The sequence below is a fragment of the Streptomyces sp. NPDC001100 genome (genome assembly GCF_053598575.1).
The window spans coordinates 18,340-40,651 of the sequence record NZ_JBSFKO010000040.1; the positions used below are offsets into that span (position 1 = coordinate 18,340).

Annotated in this window: 17 protein-coding genes; 12 read left to right on the top strand and 5 right to left on the bottom strand. The window is 70.6% G+C overall.

Annotated features, from left to right (window positions below; all coding sequences use genetic code 11):
- The first annotated feature begins 21 nt into the window (after positions 1-21).
- Together ACWDEW_RS39635 and ACWDEW_RS39640 are read left to right on the top strand one after the other, a co-directional pair.
- Positions 22-954: a LysR family transcriptional regulator gene (locus ACWDEW_RS39635; protein ID WP_450519782.1), complete on the top strand. Its 933-nt coding sequence runs from the start codon at positions 22-24 to the stop codon at positions 952-954.
- Positions 955-1,058: 104 nt separating this feature from the next.
- Positions 1,059-2,219, top strand: coding sequence for an NAD-dependent formate dehydrogenase (locus ACWDEW_RS39640; protein WP_450519784.1), 1,161 nt, complete (start codon positions 1,059-1,061; stop codon positions 2,217-2,219).
- A gap of 42 nt (positions 2,220-2,261) precedes the next feature.
- Here the strand turns inward: ACWDEW_RS39640 and ACWDEW_RS39645 are convergent, their stop codons facing one another.
- Positions 2,262-2,657, bottom strand: coding sequence for a TOBE domain-containing protein (locus ACWDEW_RS39645; protein ID WP_450519786.1), 396 nt, complete (start codon positions 2,655-2,657; stop codon positions 2,262-2,264).
- Positions 2,658-2,754: 97 nt separating this feature from the next.
- Here ACWDEW_RS39645 and ACWDEW_RS39650 point away from each other — a divergent pair, with 97 nt between their 5' ends.
- The gene (locus ACWDEW_RS39650) at positions 2,755-3,345 is read left to right on the top strand and encodes a DUF1707 SHOCT-like domain-containing protein (RefSeq protein ID WP_450519792.1); all 591 of its coding nucleotides are present in this window, start codon (positions 2,755-2,757) and stop codon (positions 3,343-3,345) included.
- Here the strand turns inward: ACWDEW_RS39650 and ACWDEW_RS39655 are convergent.
- The 3 genes from ACWDEW_RS39655 to ACWDEW_RS39665 all read right to left on the bottom strand — a co-directional run bounded on the left by ACWDEW_RS39655 (position 3,323) and on the right by ACWDEW_RS39665 (position 8,209).
- Complete coding sequence (locus tag ACWDEW_RS39655) at positions 3,323-3,844, bottom strand: hypothetical protein (protein ID WP_450519795.1); 522 nt, start codon at positions 3,842-3,844, stop codon at positions 3,323-3,325. The genes ACWDEW_RS39650 and ACWDEW_RS39655 overlap by 23 nt on opposite strands.
- Before the next feature lie 527 nt (positions 3,845-4,371).
- On the bottom strand, positions 4,372-6,330 hold the full coding sequence (locus ACWDEW_RS39660; protein WP_450519797.1) for an amino acid transporter: 1,959 nt from the start codon (positions 6,328-6,330) through the stop codon (positions 4,372-4,374).
- Positions 6,331-6,634: 304 nt separating this feature from the next.
- Complete coding sequence (locus ACWDEW_RS39665; protein ID WP_450519799.1) at positions 6,635-8,209, bottom strand: Na+/H+ antiporter; 1,575 nt, start codon at positions 8,207-8,209, stop codon at positions 6,635-6,637.
- A gap of 183 nt (positions 8,210-8,392) precedes the next feature.
- Here ACWDEW_RS39665 and ACWDEW_RS39670 point away from each other — a divergent pair, with 183 nt between their 5' ends.
- Positions 8,393-10,906, top strand: coding sequence for an ATP-binding protein (locus ACWDEW_RS39670; protein ID WP_450519801.1), 2,514 nt, complete (start codon positions 8,393-8,395; stop codon positions 10,904-10,906).
- Here ACWDEW_RS39670 and ACWDEW_RS39675 read toward each other — a convergent pair.
- Entirely contained in the window at positions 10,884-11,384 is a 501-nt protein-coding gene (locus ACWDEW_RS39675) for a hypothetical protein (RefSeq protein WP_450519803.1), read from the bottom strand. The genes ACWDEW_RS39670 and ACWDEW_RS39675 overlap by 23 nt on opposite strands.
- 267 nt (positions 11,385-11,651) lie before the next feature.
- Between ACWDEW_RS39675 and ACWDEW_RS39680 the strand changes: the two genes are divergently transcribed.
- The 8 genes from ACWDEW_RS39680 to ACWDEW_RS39715 all read left to right on the top strand — a co-directional run bounded on the left by ACWDEW_RS39680 (position 11,652) and on the right by ACWDEW_RS39715 (position 22,307).
- Positions 11,652-13,493: an APC family permease gene (locus tag ACWDEW_RS39680; protein ID WP_450519805.1), complete on the top strand. Its 1,842-nt coding sequence runs from the start codon at positions 11,652-11,654 to the stop codon at positions 13,491-13,493.
- Between the two features lie 763 nt (positions 13,494-14,256).
- A complete protein-coding gene (locus ACWDEW_RS39685; RefSeq protein ID WP_450519807.1) occupies positions 14,257-14,430 on the top strand; it encodes a hypothetical protein in 174 nt (57 codons plus the stop codon).
- Entirely contained in the window at positions 14,427-14,516 is a 90-nt protein-coding gene (kdpF, locus tag ACWDEW_RS39690; protein WP_016434100.1) for a K(+)-transporting ATPase subunit F, read from the top strand. The genes ACWDEW_RS39685 and kdpF overlap by 4 nt, the downstream gene beginning before the upstream one ends.
- An 8-nt stretch (positions 14,517-14,524) precedes the next feature.
- Positions 14,525-16,189: a potassium-transporting ATPase subunit KdpA gene (kdpA, locus tag ACWDEW_RS39695; protein ID WP_450519808.1), complete on the top strand. Its 1,665-nt coding sequence runs from the start codon at positions 14,525-14,527 to the stop codon at positions 16,187-16,189.
- Between the two features lie 47 nt (positions 16,190-16,236).
- Entirely contained in the window at positions 16,237-18,336 is a 2,100-nt protein-coding gene (gene kdpB, locus ACWDEW_RS39700; protein ID WP_450519810.1) for a potassium-transporting ATPase subunit KdpB, read from the top strand.
- 6 nt (positions 18,337-18,342) lie between these two features.
- Positions 18,343-18,975: a potassium-transporting ATPase subunit C gene (locus tag ACWDEW_RS39705; RefSeq protein WP_450519811.1), complete on the top strand. Its 633-nt coding sequence runs from the start codon at positions 18,343-18,345 to the stop codon at positions 18,973-18,975.
- Between the two features lie 100 nt (positions 18,976-19,075).
- Entirely contained in the window at positions 19,076-19,759 is a 684-nt protein-coding gene (locus ACWDEW_RS39710; RefSeq protein ID WP_450519814.1) for a response regulator, read from the top strand.
- 1 nt (position 19,760) lies between these two features.
- Positions 19,761-22,307, top strand: coding sequence for an ATP-binding protein (locus ACWDEW_RS39715; protein ID WP_450519816.1), 2,547 nt, complete (start codon positions 19,761-19,763; stop codon positions 22,305-22,307).
- Positions 22,308-22,312 lie beyond the last annotated feature (5 nt).

A 22,312-nucleotide genomic window follows, 5' to 3' on the forward strand; every position in this document is an offset into this window, starting at 1 on the left:
ACGTCACAGGGGAGGTCAGGGATGCTGTTGCGTCAGCTGGAGTACCTCGTCGCGCTCGCCCGTGAGCGGCACTTCGCGCGCGCCGCGGCGGCCTGCTATGTCTCGCAGCCCTCGTTGTCGGCCGCGATCCGACGGCTGGAGCACGAGTTGGACGTGCCGATCGTGCGGCGCGGCAGAAAGTACGAGGGGCTGACCCCGGAGGGCGAGGTGGTGCTCGCCTGGGCGCACCGCATCCTGGCCGAACGGGACGCCCTGCACCAGGAGTTGTCCGCCCTGCGCGGCGGCCTGACCGGCACGCTGCGGCTGGGCGTCGTTCCGACCGCGCTGCCCGCCGCCTCCCTCCTGACCACCCCGTTCTGCGAACGGCATCCCCGGGCCCGGGTAGCCCTGGAGTCGCTGTCGTCCGTCGACATCCGGCACGGGCTCGCCGAGTTCGAGCTGGACGCGGCGATGACGTACCTGGACGACGACAGCCTGCGCAACGTCCGCCGCCTTCCGCTCTACGAGGAGCGGTATGTGCTCCTCACGCCGGTCGACGGACCACTTGGCGGTGTTTCCAGGGCCAGTTGGGCGCAGGCGGCCACCCTCCCGCTCTGCCTGCTCAACTCGCGGATGCGCAACCGGCGCATCATCGACGAGTGTTTCGCCGCCGAGGGGGCGACGGTCTCCCCGGCGATCGAGTCGGACAGTGTCGCCGGGCTCTACACCCTGCTGCCCGGCGGGCGTTGGTCGAGTGTGATCTCGCACGCGTGGCTGCACATGTTCGACGTACCGGAGGGGATGAGGGTGGTGCCGCTGAACGGTCCCGCGCACGGGCCCCGGGTCGGGCTGGTCGTCGCCCGCACCGAACCCCAATCCGTGCTGGCGGAAGCCCTGTTGAAGGTGGCGCGGGAGGCGGGCGTACGCGACGCGCTCGACGAACTGCTGCACACCTACCTCGGCGAAGGGCGCTGATAGAAGCGGGCTATCCGGCCATAGCAACGTTCGCTTTGACCAGGGCGATTCACCCCGAGGATCGTGAAGTGCACCTTCCGACAACGGAGTTGAGGAGCCGCGACATGGCCAAGGTTCTCTGTGTCCTGTACGACGACCCGACCGACGGATACCCGACCTCGTACGCCCGCGACGACCTGCCCGTGATCGACCACTACCCCGGCGGCCAGACCACGCCCACCCCCGAGGCGGTCGACTTCACCCCGGGCCACCTCCTCGGCAGTGTCTCCGGTGAACTCGGCCTGCGCGCCTACCTGGAGGCCGCCGGGCACACCCTCGTCGTCACCTCCGACAAGGACGGCGAGGGCTCGGTCTTCGACCGTGAACTGGTCGACGCCGACATCGTGATCTCGCAGCCGTTCTGGCCCGCGTACCTCACCCCCGAGCGGATCGCCGCCGCCAAGAACCTCAAGCTCGCGGTCACCGCCGGCATCGGCTCCGACCACGTCGACCTCGACGCGGCGATCTCCCACGGCGTGACGGTCGCGGAGGTGACGTACTGCAACAGCATCAGCGTCGCCGAACACGTCGTGATGATGACGCTGTCTCTGGTGCGCAACTACCTGCCGTCCCACCAGGTCGTGCTCGACGGCGGCTGGAACATCGCGGACTGCGTGGCCCGTTCGTACGACCTCGAAGGCATGCACGTCGGGACGGTCGCCGCCGGGCGGATCGGGCTCGCGGTGCTGCGGCGGCTCGCGCCCTTCGACGTGCAGCTGCACTACACCGACCGGTACCGGCTGTCCGAGGACGTGGAGCGGGAGTTGGGGCTGACCTGGCACGAGAGCGCCGAGGACATGGTGCCGCACTGCGATGTCGTCACCATCAACGCGCCGCTGCACCCGGAGACGGAGGGGCTGTTCGGCGACAAACTGCTCGCGCAGATGAAGCGCGGCGCGTACCTCATCAACACCGCGCGCGCGAAGATCGTCGACCGGGACGCCGTCGACCGGGCGCTGCGCAGTGGGCAGTTGGCGGGCTACGCCGGTGACGTGTGGTTCCCGCAGCCCGCTCCCGCGGATCACCCCTGGCGCACGATGCCGCACCACGGGATGACCCCGCACATCTCCGGTTCCTCGCTGTCGGCGCAGGCCCGGTACGCGGCGGGCACCCGGGAGATCCTGGAGGCGTTCTTCGCCGGGCGGCCGATCCGTGACGAGTACCTGATCGTGGACGGGGGCGCGCTGGCGGGGACCGGCGCGCACTCCTACTCGGTCAACAAGTGACGGGTGCTCCCCCCAGGTGACGGACGGAGCTCACCGCCCGCCTCACACCCGGTCGATATGTACGTTCGTCGACTTCACGCGGGCGGTGGCCTCCATGCCGACCTCCAGGCCGAGTTCCTCGACGGCCTCGCGGGTCAGCAGCGAGACCAGCCGGTGCGGGCCCGCCTGGATCTCGACCTGGGCGGCGACGTCGCCGAGCTTGATCGCGGTGACGATGCCGGGGAACGCGTTGCGCACCGAGGTGTAGGAGGTGCCCTCCTCGACGACGCCCGACTTGGCCAACTCGACCGAGAACGCGGCCAGATCGACACCGTCGATGAGCCGCCGGCCGCCCTCGTCGCGGTGGGTCGTCACCCGGCCCGCGTCGGCCCACCGCCGCGCGGTGTCGGGACTCACGCCGAGCAGCCGCGCCGCCTGGCCGATTGTGTAGGACTGCATACGCGCCACCCTAGGGGCAGAAACGGAAGTCGGTGGACGAGGGGTTGGCTCTGGGGTATAACGCGATATAGCGCAGTCCGTCGATCGGGGTGAGGGTATGTCGGGTGAGCTGACGGGCACGACCGGGTTGCGGGCCTCGCACGCGGACCGGGACCGCGTCGTGGACGTGCTGACCGGCGCGGCCGGCGACGGACGGCTGACCGCCGAGGAACTGGACGAGCGCGTCGAGGCCGCCCTGTCCGCCCGCACGCTGGGGGAGCTGGCGGTCCTGACGGCCGACCTGCCGGTGGTGGCCGGCGCGACTCCGGTCGAGGTGAAGGACGTTGCCCGCATCGAGCAGAACGGCGGCTCCACGCGGCGCGGTGACGGCTGGGTGGTGCCGCGCAGGCTGGAGATCCAGTCGCGCCTGGGCGATGTGACACTCGACCTCACGCAGGCGGTGATCACCCAGGCCACGCTCCGCGTCGACCTGGACATGCACCTCGGTGCGCTGCGGCTGCTGCTCCCGCCGGGTGTCGTCGTGAACACCGACGACCTGGTGCTCAACTACAGCAAGGTCAAGACGCGCGGGCCGGGTGACGCCGGGGCTCCGGTCGAGCTGCGGATAGAGATCGTCGGCCAACTCGGGTTCGGAAAGGTCCTGATACGCCGGACGCGGCGCAGGGTCAGGAAATCCCCGACGCCCTGAGCACCGACCGGGCAGTCTCGTCGTCGACCAGTTGGCCCAGGTGACGTCGGACGTCGGTGCCCTGGCGCAGTGTGCCGCGCTCCATCGAGTGCCGTATGCCCGTGTCCAGTTCGTGCCAGAGAAGGGGGTTGGCGACCAGCACCCGGGGGTCCAGTTCGAGCCACTGCCCGTGCGTGTCCCGCAGGACCAGACGCGCGGAGACATCGCCGTACTGCCGGACGACCGTCAGTGCGTCCGTGCGCACCGTGCGGCGCAGCAGCGGGCTGTCCACGGTGAGCCAGCCGGGGCCAGCGGTCACGCGGTGCGGGAGCAGTACGGCGCAGAGCGCCGCCGACATGGCGAACCACAGCAGTGCGCGGGGCAGGGTGAGGGTTCCGGCGTTCCAGTCGACCAGCAGGGTCATCGAGAGGAAGCCGAGCGCGCAGCCCACCGCCAGCCGGGCGTCGCCACGCCAGTGACGGTCGCCGGTCGGGTCCCGTGGTGGGGTGCTCTGCCGCATGAGGCCGACCGTAGGCCGCCCCGGGCCCGACGCGCGGGCCCCTGACGGGCCTCTTACACTGCGGGACCGGATTTTGTCGTGTCTCTTACGGTGACGCCGGCCCGGTCGACCGCGAACGGTCGACCGGGGGAGGTACGGGCAGGAGGCTTGCCCGGCGCGATGGGTCGGGTCGGTGTCTGGGCGCGGGGCGTTGGAGTTGTCCGGCGCCGTCGGTGCGCGGGGTCGCCGGGCGCGGCTCGACCGGAGTGGGTTCGGGGGGCGTCGGGACGGCTCCGCGTCAGGTGGTGTGTACGCGTGGGCGCAGTGCCCTGTCCGGGTGGTCGGTGCGCGTGCGCGCGAGGCCCTCGGTGCTGGCCCGGGCCGGCCGGTGTGCGGGTGCGGGGGCGTCAGGTCCGGTGGGCGTCAGGTGGTGTGTCCGCGCGGGCGCGCAGTGCCCTGTCCGGTTGGTCCGTGCGCAGGCGCGCGAGACTCTCGGGGCCGGACCGGACCGGGCCGGCCGGTGTGCGGGGCGTCAGGTCCGGTAGGCGTCAGCCCGTGTGTACGCGCGGGCGGCGGGCGCGGTCCGGTTCCGCCTCGCGGAGGACCTCACGGGTGACCGGGGCGACCTCGCCCTGGCCGAAGAGGAAGAAGCGGAGGAAGTTGGCGAAGGGATTGCCCTCGGTCCACTCGAAGTACATGTGCGGGATGCGGCCCGTGGTGTCGCGGGCGTGCAGCATCAGCGCGGCCAGCGCGTTCGGGACGGACGAGGACTCCAGGGTCAGCACCCGGTAGCGGCCGTGCAGCACCTCGCCGCGCACCGTCAGGCCCGCCTCGAACTCGGATGCGTCGAGGACCGTCACCTCCACGAACACGAAGTCCTCGCCGGGGATGTCGTTGTCGGCGCGGATCTGCTCGATCTTGTCCCGGTACTCGGCCTTGTCGCGGCGGTCGGGCTCGTTGGCCACGAAGCGGATCTTCCGGCTGGCCATGTCCCGGATGAATCGTTCCGCCATGGGGTCCAACTGCACGCTCGTCACGCGCAGTTCGAAGGCGCGGGCCAGCCGGGACAGCAGCGAGACCAGGATGATGCCGGCGATGAAGCAGGCGCCGATCTTCACACCGTCCGGGCGCTCGATGACGTTCACGACGGTGACGTAGAGGAGGACCGCGGAGACGATCCCGAAGGCGATGGTCCAGTTGCGCTGGTGGGCGCGGCGGGCGGAGATGGTGACCGCGATCGCGGCCGAGGACATCAGGACCAGGACGCCGGTGGCGTAGGCGCCGCCCTGCGCGTCGACGCTGGCGTCGAAGATCCAGGTGACCAGGAACGCGATCAGCGTGAAGACGATCACCATCGGGCGGACCGCGCGGGCCCAGTGCGGGGCCATGCCGTAGCGGGGCAGATAGCGCGGCATCAGGTTGAGCAGGCCGGCCATCGCGGACGCGCCGGCGAACCACAGGATGGCGATGGTCGAGAGGTCGTAGACCGTGCCGAAGGCGTTGCCCAGGTACTGGTGCGCGAGGTAGGCGAGCGCGCGGCCGTTGGCCTGGCCGCCCGTCTTGAACTCCTTCTCCGGGATCAGCACCGTGGTGATGAAGCTGGTGGCGATCAGGAACACACTCATGATGAGCGCGGCGGTCGTCAGCAGCTTCTTGGTGTCCCGGATGCGGCCCTTGGGGTTGTCGTGGGTGTCGTCCGGGTCGCCCTCGACGTGCGGCATGACGGCCACGCCCGTCTCGAAACCGGAGAGGCCCAGCGCCAGCTTGGGGAAGACCAGCAGGGACACGCCGACCATCGCGAAGACGTTGCCGTGCTCGGTGGTGAGGGCGCTGGTCCAGCCGGTGACCACATGGGCCTCGGTGAGCACGTGCCACATGCCGACGACCACGACCACGACGTTGAGGCTGAGGTAGATCGCCACCAGGTAGAGGGCGACACCGATCGCCTCCAGGAAGCCCTTGAGGAACACCGCGCCGAGCAGGGCCACCAGGATGAGCGTGATCAGCATCTGCTTGTCGTGCAGGACGCTGGTCAGGTGCGGGTTCTCCACGAGGTGGGTGGAGGCGTCGGCGGCCGACAGGGTGATGGTGATCAGGAAGTCGGTCGCGGCGAAGCCGAGCAGGGTCAGGACGAACAGCTTGCCCTTCCAGAACGACAGCAGCCGCTCCAGCATCGCGATGGAGCCCTCGCCGTGCGGGCTCTCCTCCGCCACCCGCCGGTACACGGGCAGGGCGCCGGCGAGCGTCACGACCACCAGCACGATGGTCGCGACCGGCGAGAGCAGTCCGGCCGCCAGCGCCGCGATGCCGGGCTGGTAGCCGAGGGTGGAGAAGTAGTCGACACCGGTCAGGCACATCACCCGCCACCAGCGCTGGCCCTTGTGGACCTGCTGTTCGGGTTCCGGCGCGGACTGCGGCACCTGCTGGCCGCCGCCCTTGCCCATGTCGGCCAGGCCCTCCAGCATCCAGGCGCGCAGGCGACTGGGAGGGTGTTCGGTCGTGGTCATGGGCGTGCTCCTGGGGTGCGGGTCAGCGTGCGGTTTCTGGCCATCACGCGGACGGCGGCACCAGCGTAAGCGGAGAGTGACGCGTGGGCCCATGGATCTCGGGGCCGTGGGCGTCAATCTTCCGTTAAGACTGGCCGGGTGGGCGGCAGGAGCGCATCAGGAAGGGGTGGCCGGAAGTGGTTCGGGGTGGGTTGGGCTGTATGGGGGACGTGAGGAGGCCCGTACCGGAGGGTGGACACCGAGCGTGACGACGGGCCGGGTGCGCATGCCGGACGGAGCCGCCGCCCGCCCCCGTACCACCGCCTCACACGTCCGCCAGCCTCGCCTCCTCCAGGTCCAGCGACCGCTGCAACCGCCTGCGGGTCGTGTCGCTGATGGCGTGGTCGTCGTAGAGGCGCTGCAACTCCACCGCTTCTACGGCGATCAGGTCGCGGCGGAGCTGGCGGTAGACCAGGTCGGCCGACTCGACGTGGGCCGCGTGTCCGTTGTTCTCGGCGAGGCGGTCGCGGGCGTCGTCGAGACGGGCGTTGAGGCCGCGGCGGAGCCGGTCGAGGACGACGTCCGGTACGGCTTCCAGCTCGGCGAGTTCGTCGAGGCGGCGGATGCCCGCGTCGGCCAGCCTGCAGCGGGCGGACGCCTCTTCGCGTTCCGTGTGGTCGGGTTCCAGGGCGATGCCGGAGCGGCGGACGACGGGCGCGAGCGTGAATCCCTGCACGACGAGGGTGACGACCACGACCGAGGTGGTGAGGACGAGGACCAGCGGCCGGTCGGTCAGCGCGGCACCGCTGCTGGTGACCTCCGGGATCGACAGGGCCGCCGCCAGCGGCAGGACACCCCGGGTGCCCGCCCAGGTCAGCACCATCGGCACCCGCCAGTTCACCCGGTGCGTCCCGGCCTTGCGCTGCACCACCGCCGACAGCGGCGCCAGCCACAGCAGGCGTACGGCGATCAGGGTGCCCGCCACCGCGAGCGCGTACAGCGGCCAGGCCCGGTCGCCGTCGGACAGCGCCCGCACCTGCGTGGGCAGCGCCAGTCCGATCAGCGAGAACACCACGCTCTCCAGCAGGAACACCAACGTGCCGTAGACGGCGTGCAGTTGGAGCCGGATGCGGGCGTTGGTCAGCCGGTCGCCGCGACCGCCCAGGACGACACCCGCCACCACCACCGAGGTCACGCCGGAGGTGTGCGCGCCCTCCGCCAGTACGTAGGCCGCGTACGGCGTGACCAGGGCGATCACCGTCTCCAGGACCGGGTCCTCGGTGTGCCGCCGGATCAGTGTCACGGCGTGGGCGACCGCCGCCCCGATGACCGTGCCGCCGCCCGCCAGGACGATGAACTCGCCGCCCGCGGCACCCCAGTTCGCCGCCGCCGAGGCCACCGCGACGCTCACCGCGACCCGGAACAGGACCAGTGAGGTCGCGTCGTTGAACAGGGACTCCGCCTGGACGAGCATCTGGACCCGGGGCGGCAGCGCGAGCCGCCGGCCCAGCGCGGTGACGGCTACCGGGTCGGTGCTGGCCAGGACCGCGCCGAGCACGAACGCCATCTGCCAGGACAACGGGGTCACCGTCGACGCCACCCAGCCCACCGCCGCCGCGGACGCGAGGACCAGCCCGATCGCGAGGATCCCGACCGGCTTCCACACCGCCTTCAGCTCACGCCACGACAAATCCTCCGCACTGGCGTAGAGCAGCGGCGGCAGCACCACCAGACCGATCACGTCCGGGCTGATCCCGATGGCAGGGGTGCCCGGCAGCAGCGCCACGGCGAGACCGGCGACCACGAGGAGAGAGGGCGCGGGGATCCGCCACCGGCGGGCGAACGTCGCGACCAGCGTCGCGAGTACCACCAGAGCGAGAACCGTACCGACGCCGCGCATGCCGTCCCCTTGTGGTCTTGGACGAGCCCATGCGGACTCCCCGCCGACCAGACTTCCCGGCACACCGCGCACACCCTAACCCGGCCGGACGCCGTCAAGACAGTGTCAACGTCCTCGCGGGCGGCGCCAGAGACGCGTCAAGACGTCCGCCCGAAGGCCTGCCGAGCGCTTCTCTGGGAGGCGATGAACGACGTACTACGACGCGGGCGGCTGAAGGTCTACCTCGGGGCGGCCCCGGGCGTCGGCAAGACCTACCGCATGCTCGACGAGGCGCGGCGCCGGGCCGCCAGGGGCGCCGATGTGGTGATCGGCTTCGCCGAGTGCCACGGACGCCCGCTCACCGAGGCGATGCTCGACGGCCTGGAGGTCGTCGAGCGGGCTCGATGCGCCTACCGGGGCGGGTACTTCGAGGAGATGGACCTCGGCGCGGTCCTCGTCCGCCGCCCCGAGGTCGCCGTCGTCGACGAGTTCGCCCACAGCAACGTCCCCGGCGGCGGACGCAACTCCAAGCGCTGGCAGGACATCGACGAACTCCTCGCCGCCGGCATCGACGTCGTCACCGCCGTCAACGTGCAGCATCTCGCCTCCCTCAAGGACGTCGTCGAGAAGATCACCGGGGTGCCGCAGCACGAGACGGTGCCCGACGACGTCGTACGCCGGGCCCAGCAGATCGAGTTGATCGACATGCCGCCCGAGGGACTGCGGCGGCGCATGGCGCACGGCAACATCTACGCGCCCGAGAAGATCGACGCGGCCCTCGCCAACTACTTCCGGCCCGGAAACCTCACCGCCCTACGGCAGTTGGCGCTGCTGTGGGTCGCCGACCGGGTCGACGAGGCCCTGCACACCTACCGCGCCGAGCACGCGATCGGCGGGGTGTGGGAGACGAGGGAACGGGTGGTCGTGGCGCTGACCGGCGGCCCGGAGGGCGACACGCTCATCCGGCGGGCCGCCCGCATCGCCGACCGGTCGGCGGGCGGCGATCTGCTCGCCGTGCACGTGGCCCGCAGCGACGGACTCGCCGCCGGGGTCTCCCACGCCTCGCTCGCCCGGCAGCGCAGGCTCGTCGAGGACCTCGGCGGCAGCTACCACTCGGTGGTCGGCGACGGAGTCGCCACCGCCCTGGTCGAGTTCGCCCGCACCGAGAACGCCACCCAGCTCGTCCTCGGCACCAGCCGCCGGGGCCGGTTGGAGCGCTTCCTGTCCGGACCCGGCACGGGCGAGACGGTCACCGAACTCTCCGGCGACATCGACGTCCACCGCGTCACCCACGAGCGCGCCGGCCGCGGCACCCTGCTGCCCTCCCGCCGCCGTACCCTCTCGACCGCACGGCTGATCGCCGGACCCGTGGCCGGACTTGTACTGCCGGTGCTGCTCACCGTCTGCCTCGCGCAGGTGCGCGGCACGGTCAACCTCACCAGCGAGGCCCTGCTGTTCCTGCTCGCCGTGGTCGGGGTCGCCTGCATCGGCGGAGTCGCCTCGGCGGTCATCGCGTCGGTGACGGCCTCGCTGCTGCTCAACTACTGGTTCATCCCGCCCATCGGGCAGTTCACGCTGGACGACCCCAACGCCCTGTTGGCGCTGGGGGTGTTCACGGTCGTGGCGGCGACCGTGGCCGCCGTGGTCGACCGTTCGCTACGACTTTCCCGGCGCTCGGCGCGCGCCACCGCCGAGGCCGAGACCATGTCCTCCCTCGCCGGCAGCATCGTGCGCGGCGGCCAGACGATCCCGGCCCTGCTGGAACGCACCCGCGAGACCTTCGGCACCGACTCGGCCGAACTCGTCGACGAACCGCCGGACCACGACATCGGCGGGGGTGTCACCACGGTCCCGGCGGGCCCCGGCGCCTACCTGGTGCTGCGCGGACGCACCCTGTCCGCCTCGGAGCGCCGGGTGCTGGCGGCCTTCGCCGCCCATGTCGGCTCCGCCGTCGAACGGGCCCAACTCGCCGAAGCGGCAGCCGAGATAGAGCCGGTGAAGGCCGCCGACCGGCTGCGTACCGCGCTGCTGCGGGCGGTCGGCCACGATCTGCGCACCCCGCTCGCGGCCGGCTGGGCGGCCGTCACCTCCCTGCGCGGCCGGGATGTCGAGTTCTCGGCGGAGGACCGCGACGAACTCCTCGCCACCGCCGACGAGTCGATGGCCAAACTGAACCGACTGCTGGAAAATCTCCTCGACTTGAGCCGTCTGGAGGCGGGCGTCCTGCCGTTGAACCTCCGGGCCACGAGCCTGGAGGAGGTCCTGCCGATGGCGCTCGCGGACGTGCCCGACGTGGACCTGCGGGACGTGGAGTCGATTCCGCCGGTGCTCGTCGATCCGCCGCTGCTGGAGCGGGTGATCGCCAACCTCGCGGGCAACGCGGCCCGGCACACCCCGCCCGGGCGCCGGGTGCTGGTCACCGCCAGCGCGCTGGGCGGGCGGGTGGAGCTGCGGGTCGTGGACCGAGGGCCCGGGGTGCCGACCACCGGTCGCGAGCGGCTCTTTGAACCGTTCCAGCGCCTCGGTGACACGGACAACACCACCGGTCTGGGGCTGGGGCTCGCCCTTGCGCGCGGCCTCACCGAGGCGATGAACGGGACGCTCACCCCGGAGGACACCCCGGGTGGCGGGCTGACCATGGTCGTGTCCCTGGCGCTGGCCGAAGGGGTGAGCCAGTCGGATCCGAGCCTTGTGGTCACTCCAGACCGGACACCCTGAACACGGTCTCCGCGGTCTCGCGTTCGACGCGTTCCGCGATCCGGCGCAGCGCGGTCGCCCCGCAGGTGAGCGAGCCGGAGGCAAGGGACTTGTGCGAGTCCTCCGCGAACCTGTGCCACACGTCAGGGTTGTTGACCAGCACATCGGGATCGACAGAGACCCGGCTGCCGAACTCGTCGCGCAGCAGCAGCCGTTGAGAGACCCCGTCCAGACAGCGCACCGACACGAGCCGGTCCGTGCGGACGCGCCGCTCGCGCAGCAGCCCGCGTGCGGACAGCCAGCCCTCGCCCGCCCGGACCCGGGGCGGATACAGCACCACGAAGAGCAGCAGCGCCACGGCGAACCAGAGCGCGGCCCGCCAGCACGTGAGCCGGCCGCCGAAGCGGTCGACGGCCAGCAGGAGTCCGAGGAGCGCGCCCGCGCAGCGGAACGTGCCGCGCAGGTCCATCGCCCATCGTCGGTCCTCCACCGGTGCCATGGAGGTGACGGTAGAGATCCCCCGGCGTACGGAGGCCGGACCTTGACGGGACTCTGACGGGCGGCCGGTGGATCTTGACGTCTCCACAGCGCCCGTGCGGCGGCCGAGCGCGGTTGCCCTGGTCACACGCTCGTCAAGTTCGCGTCAAAGAACGCGTGTTCGGCGCGAAGAAGCCGCAAGGAGAAGGAGAAACCAGTGGTGGCGGGACGGAACCTTGAGCTCGCGCGTTCCCGTCACCGCGCGTCCGTACGCGAAGGAGCCATCGGCATGACCGTTCTGACTGTCCAGCCGGGTGAGACGCCCGCCGACGAGGAGCCCCCGGATACCGGCGAGCGCCATCGGCTGACCGCCCTCGGCGGATTCGCCGCCCTCTCCCTGGACGCCATGGCGTCGGTGGCCTACGGCCCCGAGGCGATCGTTCTCGTGCTGGCCGCCGCCGGCGCGCACGGGCTCGGCTTCACCCTGCCGGTGACGCTCGCCATCGCCGCCCTGCTGGCCGTGCTCGTCGCGTCGTACCGGCAGGTCATCGCGGCCTTCCCGGACGGTGGTGGCTCCTACGCCGTGGCGAGGACGCACCTGGGCGCGCGGACGAGCCTGGTGGCCGCCGCGTCGCTGGTGCTGGACTACGTCCTGAACGTCGCCGTGGCCGTCACGGCCGGAGTCGCGGCCCTGACCTCGGCCTTCCCCGGGCTGTACGACGACCGGCTGTGGCTGTGTCTCGCGGTGCTCGTGCTGGTCACGGCGGTGAACCTGCGCGGGATCGTCGAGTCGGCGCGCGCCTTCGTCGTGCCCACGGTGGTCTTCGTCGGCTCCATCTTCGTGCTCATCGCGGTCGGCCTGTTCCGGTCCGCGCCGGTGAGCACCGCGACCGCCGACGGACACGCCTCCGCGCTCGCGGACAACGCGACGAGCGTCGGCACCCTGCTGTTGCTGAAAGCATTCGCCTCCGGGTGCAGCGCCCTGACCGGTGTCGAGGCCATCGCCAACGCGGTGCCCTCCTTCCGTGCACCCCGCGTGAAACGGGCCCAGCGCGCGGAGGTCGCCCTCGGAGCGGTGCTCGGCGTGATGCTGATCGGCCTATCGGTGCTCATCTCCCGCTTCCACCTCCAGCCCGTCCGGGGAGTCACCGTTCTCGCCCAGCTCGCGGACGCCTCACTCGGCCACAACTGGGCTTTCTACGTCATCCAGTTCGCGACGATGATCCTGCTCGCCCTGTCCGCGAACACGTCCTTCGGCGGGCTGCCCGTGCTGTTGAAGCTGCTGGCCCGCGACAACTACCTCCCGCACGTCTTCGCGTTGAAGGCCGACCGCCAGGTGCACCGGCACGGCGTGCTCGCGCTGGCCGCGGTCTCGGCGGCCCTGCTGGTGTTCTCCGGCGGCGACACCAACACCCTCGTGCCGCTCTTCGCGATCGGCGTCTTCGTCGGGTTCACCGTCGCCCAGGTCGGCATGGTCCGGCACTGGCGCGGCGAACGGGGCGCCGGCTGGCGCGGCAAGGCCCTCCTGAACGGCTTCGGCGCGGTCCTCACCGGGGTGGCCGCGGTCGTCGTCACCGCGAGCAAGTTCGAGGAGGGCGCCTGGCTGATCGTGATCACCCTGCCGCTGCTCGTGCTCGCCTTCGAGACCGTGCACCGCGCCTACGCGCACATCGGCGAGCGGCTCGGCCTCGGCCGTATCCCGGAACCGCCGCACCGCGACCGGTCCGTGGTGATCGTGCCCGTCTCCTCGCTGACCCGGCTCACCTCGGAGGCCCTGACGGCCGCCGCCTCCCTGGGCGACGAGGTCCGTGCGGTCACCGTCTGCTACCCCGACCCCGAGGACCGCGCCCACCTCCATGCCCTGGAGCGCGCCTGGGCCGAGTGGAACCCGGGAGTGCCCCTGGTCCGCCTCGCCTGCGAACGCCGCACGCTGGGCCGCCCGATCGCCGCGTACGTACGGAACGTGTCGGCGACGGAACCGGACACCCGGGTCACCGTCCTGATCGCCGAGGTCGAGCCCGTACGGCTGTGGCAGCGGCTGCTCCAGAACCAGCGCGGGGCCGTCGTCGCCCACGCGGTACGGCGGGACACGGACGCGGTGATCTGCCGACTGCGGTTCCGGTTGTTCTGACACGTGGGGTGAGGCGCGGGCGCGCTTGCTTCGCCACGGGGGCACGGCGCTCGCGCCCCGCACCTGCCGCGAGGCGTCGGCCTGGAACCGTCTGTGGGCCTGTGCGGGTGGGTCGGGGAGGAGGCCGCCTGCGGGCCCGACACCGGCGTTGCCGTAGAACCGCCTGTGGACCCGAGCCGGCGTCGCCGGAAACCGCCGCGGGTCGGTGTCGGCGCCGCCGTACAGCCGCCGGCGGCCCAGTGTCGATGTCGGACTGGAGCCGCCCCGTGGACAGGCAGGGGTGTCGGCGTGGAGCCGTCTGCCGGGTTGGTGTCGGCATCGGCGCAAAGCGCACCGCGGGTTGGTGTCGGCCCTACCGCAGAGCCGCCTGCGGCCTGATGCCGATGTTGGTGCAGAACCGCCTGCGGACCAGAGCGGGCGCCGCCCTGGAGCCACCCGCGGCCCGGTGTCGATGTCGCCACAGAACTTGCCCGCGGACCAGAGCCGGCGCTGCCGTAGAGCCCCCTGGGCCAGTTCCCGCGCCGTTGGAAGCCGCCTGCGGCCCGGTTCCGGCGTCGCCGGAAGCTGCCCGTGACCTGGTACCGGCGTCGCCGGAAGCCGCCCGAGACCTGGCACCGAAGCCGCCGGATTCCAACCGAGACCCCGCACCGGCGTCGCCGGAAACCGCCCGCGAGCCCGTGCCCCGTACCCCCGCAGAACCTCGCTCGCCAGCCGCAGCCCGACGTTGCCGTAAGAGTCCCGTCAAAGGCGTACGTGCCGCCGTATGGGACCCGTCAACGGCGGCCGGATTCGGTCACGGGCGGGGTTACCTCTAAGCGTCCGTTCCATTCGAACCTCAATCCAGGAGCTCACGATGGCCGATCTGGCCTTCGTCGTCACCACGATCGCGGTCTTCGCGCTGGTGGCCCTCGTCGCCAAGGGGGTGACGAAGCTGTGACCGCCGAGAACATCGTCGGCCTCGTCGTGGCCGTCGCCCTGCTGGGCTATCTCGTCCTCGCCCTGATCTTCCCGGAGAGGTTCTGAGCAACGACATGGGTCCCGTACTCGCAGGCGTCCTCCAGCTGCTCGCCCTCATAGGCGCGCTGGCACTCGCCTACATCCCCCTCGGCACCTACATGGCCCGGGTCTACTCCTCCGACAAGCACCTGCGCGTCGAGCAGTGGATCTACAAGGGCATCGGTGCCGACCCGAACACCGAGATGCGCTGGCCCGCGTATCTGCGCGGAGTGCTCGCCTTCTCGGCCGTCGGAGTCCTCTTCCTGTATCTGCTTCAGCGCCTCCAGGGCATCCTGCCCGGCTCGCTGGGCTTCTCCTCGGTGAATCCGGCGCAGTCGTTCAACACGGCCGTGTCGTTCGTGACGAACACCAACTGGCAGTCGTACTACGGCGAGCAGACCATGGGGCACGTCGTGCAGACCGCCGGTCTCGCCGTGCAGAACTTCGTCTCCGCGGCCGTAGGCATCGCCGTGGCCGTGGCTCTCGTACGGGGCTTCGCGCGCTCGCGCACCGGTGAACTCGGCAACTTCTGGGCCGACTTGGTGCGCGGTGTCATCCGCATCCTGGTGCCGCTGTCCGTGGTTGCCGCGCTCGTGCTCGTCGCCTGCGGTGCCATCCAGAACTTCTCCGGGATCCATGAGGTCGGCCAGTTCATGGGCGGCCACCAGCAGTGGAACGGCGGTGCGGTCGCCTCGCAGGAGGCCATCAAGGAGGTCGGCACCAACGGCGGCGGCTACTTCAACGCCAACTCCGCGCACCCCTTCGAGAACCCGACCCCGTTCACCAACCTCTTCGAGATCTTCCTGCTGCTGGTCATCCCGTTCGCGCTGACGCGCACCTTCGGTGTGATGGTCGGCTCCATCAAGCAGGGCTACGCGATCCTCGCCACCATGGCCACCATCTGGGTCGGCTTCGTCGCCCTGATGATGTGGACCGAGTTCGCCCACCACGGCTCGGCGCTCCAGATCGCCGGCGGTGCGATGGAGGGCAAGGAACAGCGCATCGGTGTCGGCGCCTCCTCGATCTTCGCGGTGTCGACCACGCTGACCTCGACGGGCGCGGTGGACTCCTTCCACTCCTCGTTCACCGGTCTCGGCGGCGGAATCACCATCCTGGGCATGCAGTTGGGCGAGATCGCACCCGGTGGTACCGGCTCCGGCCTCTACGGCATGCTGATCATGGCGGTCATCGCGGTGTTCATCGCCGGGCTCATGGTCGGCCGTACGCCCGAGTACCTGGGCAAGAAGATCGGTACCCGCGAGATGAAGCTCGCGGCCTGCTACATCCTGATCACCCCGGCCCTGGTGCTGATCTTCGCCGCCGCCTCGATGGCGCTGCCGACCCCGCCGCACTCGATGCTGAACTCCGGCGCGCACGGCTTCTCCGAGGTGCTGTACGCCTTCACCTCCGCCGCGAACAACAACGGCTCGGCCTTCGCCGGTCTGAACGCGAACACCGACTGGTTCAACACCATGACCGGGCTCGCGATGCTGCTCGGCCGCTTCCTGCCGATGGTGTTCGTGCTGGCCCTGGCCGGCTCGCTCGCCGAGCAGAAGCCGGTGCCGGTCACCGCGGGCACCCTGCGCACCGAAAAGCCTTTGTTCACCGGCCTGTTGGTGGGCGCGATCCTCATCATCACCGGTCTGACCTACTTCCCGGCGCTGGCGCTGGGCCCGCTGGCCGAGGGGCTGGCGTCATGAGCACCCGTACAGAGAACACAGGGAACACAGAGAACCAAGAGGACTCGATGTCCACAGCCACTCCGACCAGGGCGCCGCACAGCGATGTGCCGACCGGGCACAAGGCCACCGAAGGCCGCGTCGGCGCGGGCCTGTTCGACCCGAAGCAGCTGATCAGGTCCCTGCCCGACGCCTGCCGCAAGCTCGACCCGCGGGTGATGGTCAAGTCGCCGGTCATGTTCGTGGTGTGGATCGGGTCCGTGCTGACCACGGTCTTCTCCTTCAAGGACCCGGGCGACTGGTTCGGCTGGGCGATCAGCGCCTGGCTGTGGCTGACCGTCATCTTCGCCAACCTGGCGGAGGCCGTCGCCGAGGGCCGCGGCAAGGCGCAGGCCGACACCCTGCGCAAGGCCAAGACCGACACGGTGGCCCGGCGGCTCAACGGCACCGTCGAGGAGCAGGTGCCCGGCACCGAACTCCGCATCGGCGACCTGGTCGTGTGCGAGGCCGGGGACGTCATCCCCGGTGACGGGGACGTCGTGGAAGGTGTGGCGAGTGTCGACGAGTCGGCCATCACCGGCGAGTCCGCGCCCGTCATCCGCGAGTCCGGCGGTGACCGCTCGGCGGTCACCGGCGGCACGAAGGTGCTCTCGGACCGCATCGTCATCAAGATCACGACGAAGCCCGGCGAGACCTTCATCGACCGGATGATCGCCCTGGTCGAGGGCGCCGCCCGGCAGAAGACGCCCAACGAGATCGCCCTGAACATCCTGCTGGCGTCCCTCACCATCGTCTTCCTGCTCGCCTGCGCCACGCTGCCGCCGTTCGCGGACTACGCGGGCACGCACCTCACGATGATCGTGCTGGTGGCCCTGCTGGTCTGTCTGATCCCGACCACGATCGGCGCGCTGCTCTCCGCGATCGGCATCGCGGGTATGGACCGGCTGGTGCAGCGGAACGTACTGGCCATGTCCGGCAGGGCGGTTGAGGCCGCCGGTGACGTCTCGACGCTGCTGCTCGACAAGACCGGCACCATCACCCTCGGCAACCGTCAGGCCTCCGAGTTCGTGCCGGTGACCGGTACCACCGCGGCCCAGCTCGCCGACGCCGCCCAGCTCTCCTCGCTGGCCGACGAGACGCCCGAGGGCCGCTCCATCGTCGTCCTGGCGAAGGAGAAGTACGACCTGCGCGAGCGCCACCAGGGCGAGCTGGCGCACGCCGAGTGGATCGCCTTCACCGCCCAGACCCGGATGTCGGGTGTGGACGTCGACGGGCGCAGGATCCGCAAAGGCGCGGCCGGTTCGGTCGTCGCCTGGGTCCGGGAGCGGGGCGGCGAGGTGTCCGAGGACGCCGGCGCGCTCACCGACCGGATCTCCGCGGCGGGCGGCACCCCGCTGCTCGTGGCGGTCGAAGACGCCGACGGCGCACGGGTGTTGGGCGTCATCCACCTCAAGGACGTCGTCAAGGCCGGTATGCGCGAGCGGTTCGACGAGCTGCGCCGGATGGGCATCAAGACCGTCATGATCACGGGCGACAACCCGCTGACGGCGAAGGCGATCGCGGACGAGGCCGGCGTCGACGACTTCCTCGCGGAGGCCACTCCCGAGGACAAGATGGCGCTCATCAAGCGGGAGCAGGCCGGGGGCAAGCTGGTCGCGATGACCGGCGACGGCACGAACGACGCGCCCGCGCTGGCCCAGGCGGACGTCGGCGTCGCGATGAACACGGGGACGTCGGCCGCGAAGGAGGCCGGCAACATGGTCGACCTCGACTCGAACCCGACCAAGCTCATCGAGATCGTCGAGATCGGCAAGCAACTCCTCATCACCCGGGGCGCGTTGACGACCTTCTCGATCGCCAACGACGTCGCGAAGTACTTCGCGATCATCCCGGCACTGTTCGCGGCGGTCTACCCCGGCCTCGACAAGCTCAACATCATGCACCTGGCCTCGCCCGACTCCGCGATCCTCTCCGCGGTCATCTTCAACGCGCTGGTCATCATCGCGCTGGTCCCGCTCTCCCTGCGGGGCGTGCAGTACCGGCCGGTCAGCGCGGACAAGATGCTCCGCCGCAACCTCGGGATCTACGGCATCGGCGGCCTGATCGCGCCCTTCATCGGCATCAAGCTCATCGACCTCCTCATCTCCCTCATCCCCGGAATCGGCTGACCAGTTATGAACAACTCGGTATCCAACACAGCCCGGTTGCTCTGGGCGGCCCTGCGCGCTCTCCTCGTGCTGACCCTGGTGACCGGCGTCATCTACCCGCTGGCGGTCACGGGGGTGGCCCAGGCGCTGTTCAACAACAAGGCGAACGGCTCGGAGATCAAGGCGGACGGCAAGGTCGTCGGTTCCTCGCTCATCGGCCAACAGGGCTACAGCCTGGACTACTTCCAGGGGCGCCCCGCCAATGGACTGGGCACGAACTCGGTCAACACCCAGTACAAGCTGATCCTCTCCGGCGCCACCAACCTCTCGGCCGACAGCAAGGTGCTCGTCAAGCAGGTGGAGGACGCCAAGGCGGCGGTCGTGAAGAACAACTCCACGGCCGACTACAAGGTCAGGCCCTCCCAGGTACCGGTCGACGCCGTCACCTCCTCCGGCTCCGGCCTCGACCCGGACATCTCCCCGGCCTACGCCGAACTCCAGGTCCACCGGGTCGCCGAGCGCAACCACCTCTCGGTCACCGAGGTGGAGAAGCTGGTCAAGGACCACACCGACGGCCGCACCCTCGGCTTCATCGGCGAGCCCACGGTGAACGTCCTCGAACTCAACATCGCGCTCAAGTCCCTTGTGACGAAGAGCTGATGGCGTTACGCGAACGGCAGGGGAGTCGGCGGTCCGGGGGAGATCCCGGTGCCGCCGGCTCCCGCCGCCCCGCCAGGGACCACACGAAAGGCACACCCCCATGACACGGGTGCTGGTGGTGGAGGACGACCCGCAGCTCGTACGGGCCCTCGTGATCAACATGCAGGCCCGCCAGTACGGCGTGGACGCGGCCCCCGACGGCGCCACCGCGCTGCGGCTCGCGGCCATGCGGCAGCCGGACGTCGTGATGCTCGACCTCGGGCTGCCCGACATGGACGGCGTCGACGTCATCAAGGCGCTGCGCGGCTGGACCCGGGTCCCGATCCTGGTGCTGTCGGCCCGGCAGGCCTCCGACGAGAAGGTCGCCGCCCTCGACGCGGGCGCCGACGACTACATCACCAAGCCGTTCAGCATGGACGAACTCCTGGCCCGGCTGCGGGCGGCCGTCCGCCGTGTCGAGGACGTGCCGCTCGCCCCTGCGACCACCCTGGTCACCACCGACGACTTCACCGTCGACCTGCTCGCCAAGAAGGTCACTCGCGCCGGACACGACATCCGGCTCACCCCCACCGAGTGGCATCTGCTGGAGATCCTGATCACCAACCCGGGCCGCCTCGTCACCCAGAAGTACCTGCTGCAGGAGGTGTGGGGGGTGTCCCAGAGCAACAAGACCAACTATCTGCGGGTCTACATGGCCCAGTTGCGAAGGAAGTTGGAGGGGGATCCGTCGAGCCCCCGCTATCTGATCACCGAGCCCGGCATGGGCTACCGCTTCGAAGGATGACATGGGACGCGGCAAGCTCCGGATCTACCTCGGCGCGGCACCGGGCGTCGGCAAGACGTACGCGATGCTGTCCGAGGCACACCGCCGAATCGAGCGCGGCACCGACTGCGTGGTGGCGTTCGTCGAGCACCACAACCGGCCGCGCACCGAGGTGATGCTGCACGGACTGGAGGAGATCCCGCGCCGCGAACTCGCCTACCGGGACACGACGTTCAGCGAGATGGACGTCGACGCGGTCCTCGCCCGACACCCCGAGGTGGCCCTCGTCGACGAGCTCCCGCACACCAACATCCCCGGCTCCCGCAACACCAAGCGCTGGCAGGACATCGAGGAGCTGCTGGCGGCGGGCATCGACGTGGTCTCGACCGTCAACATCCAGCACCTGGAATCCCTGGGCGACATCGTCGAGTCCATCACCGGTGTGCGGCAGCAGGAGACCGTGCCGGACGAAGTGGTGCGCCGGGCCGACCAGATCGAGCTGGTCGACATGTCGCCGCCTGCGCTGAGACGCCGTATGGCACACGGCAACATCTACAAGCCCGACAAGGTCGACGCGGCCCTCTCCAACTACTTCCGTCCCGGAAACCTCACCGCGCTGCGGGAGTTGGCGCTGCTCTGGCTCGCCGACCGGGTCGACGCCTACCTCCAGGAGTACCGCAGCGAGCACCGCGTCTCGGCGATCTGGGGATCCCGCGAGCGGATCGTCGTAGGCCTGACCGGGGGCCCGGAGGGACGCACGCTCATCCGCCGCGCCGCGCGCCTGGCCGAAAAGGGCGCGGGCGGCGAGGTGTTGGCGGTCTACATCTCCCGCAGCGACGGCCTGACCTCCGCCTCCCCGAAGGAACTGGCCCAACAACGCACCCTGGTCGAGGACCTGGGCGGCACCTTCCACCAAGTCGTGGGCGAGAACATCCCGGTGGCCCTGCTGGACTTCGCGCGCGGGGTCAACGCCACCCAGATCGTCCTCGGTGTCTCCCGCCGCAAGGGGTGGCAGTACGTCTTCGGGCCCGGCGTCGGCTCGACGGTCGCCCGGGACTCGGGGCCCGACCTCGACGTCCACCTGATCACCCACGACGAGGCGGGCAAGGGACGCGCACTGCCCGTGAACCGGGGTGCGCGGCTCGGGCGGGCCCGCATCGTCTGGGGCTGGCTGGCCGGGATCGGCGGTCCGCTGCTGCTGACCTGGCTGCTGAGCGGTGTCGCGCCCGAAGTGGGCCTGGCCAACGACATGTTGCTGTTCCTGACGCTGACCGTGGCGGCGGCCCTGCTCGGCGGACTGTTCCCCGCGCTGGCCTCGGCGGCGGTCGGATCGCTGCTGCTGAACTGGTACTTCACCCCGCCCGTGCACACCTTCACCATCGCCGACCCGAAGAACATCGTCGCCATCGCGATCTTCGTGGCCGTCGCGGTGTCCGTCGCGTCGGTGGTCGACCTGGCGGCCCGGCGCACCCATCAAGCGGCCCGGCTGCGCGCCGAGTCGGAGATCCTCTCCTTCCTCGCGGGCAATGTGCTGCGCGGCGAGACCAGTTTGGAGGCGCTCCTGGAACGGGTCCGGGAGACCTTCGGCATGGAGTCGGCCGCCCTGCTGGAGCGCGCCGGTGACGTCGAGCCCTGGACGTGTGCGGGCAGCGTGGGCCCGCGTCCCTGCCAGAACCCCGAGGACGCGGACGTCGACGTACCGGTCGGCGACCACATGGCACTCGCCCTCTCCGGCCGGGTGCTTCCCGCCGAGGACCGCCGCGTGCTGGCCGCCTTCGCGGCACAGGCCGTCGTCGTACTCGATCGCCGTCGCCTGCGCGAAGAGGCCGAGCAGGCCCGCGCGTTGGCCGAGGGCAACCGCATCCGCACGGCCCTGCTGGCCGCCGTCAGTCACGACCTGCGCACGCCCCTCGCCGGCATCAAGGCGGCCGTCACCTCGCTCCGTTCCGAGGACGTGGCCTGGTCGGACGAGGACCGGGCGGAACTGCTGGCCGGCATCGAGGACGGCGCCGACCGCCTCGACAACCTGGTCGGGAACCTCCTCGACATGTCCCGCCTCCAGACCGGCACCGTCACCCCGATGATCCGCGAGGCGGACCTCGACGAGGTCGTGCCGATGGCGCTGGGCGGGGTCCCCGAGGACTCCGTCGAACTGGACATCCCGGAGACACTGCCCATGGTGGCCGTCGACCCGGGGCTCCTTGAGCGGGCCGTGGCCAACCTGGTCGAGAACGCGGTGAAGTACAGCCCGGACGCAACTCCCGTACTGGTCAAGGCGAGTGCCATCGCCGACCGCGTCGAGATCCGTGTGGTCGACCGCGGCCCCGGCGTCCCCGACGAGGCCAAGAACCGCATCTTCGAACCCTTCCAGCGCTACGGCGACGCCCCGCGCGGCGCCGGAGTCGGCCTCGGTCTGGCCGTGGCACGCGGCTTCACCGAGGCCCTCGGCGGCACACTGAGCGCCGAGGACACACCGGGCGGCGGCCTCACGATGGTCCTCAGCCTGCAACTCGCCCCTGCGAGCGACCTTGCCCCCACCGAAGGATCCACCTACAGTCCGGCTCCGTAAGGTTC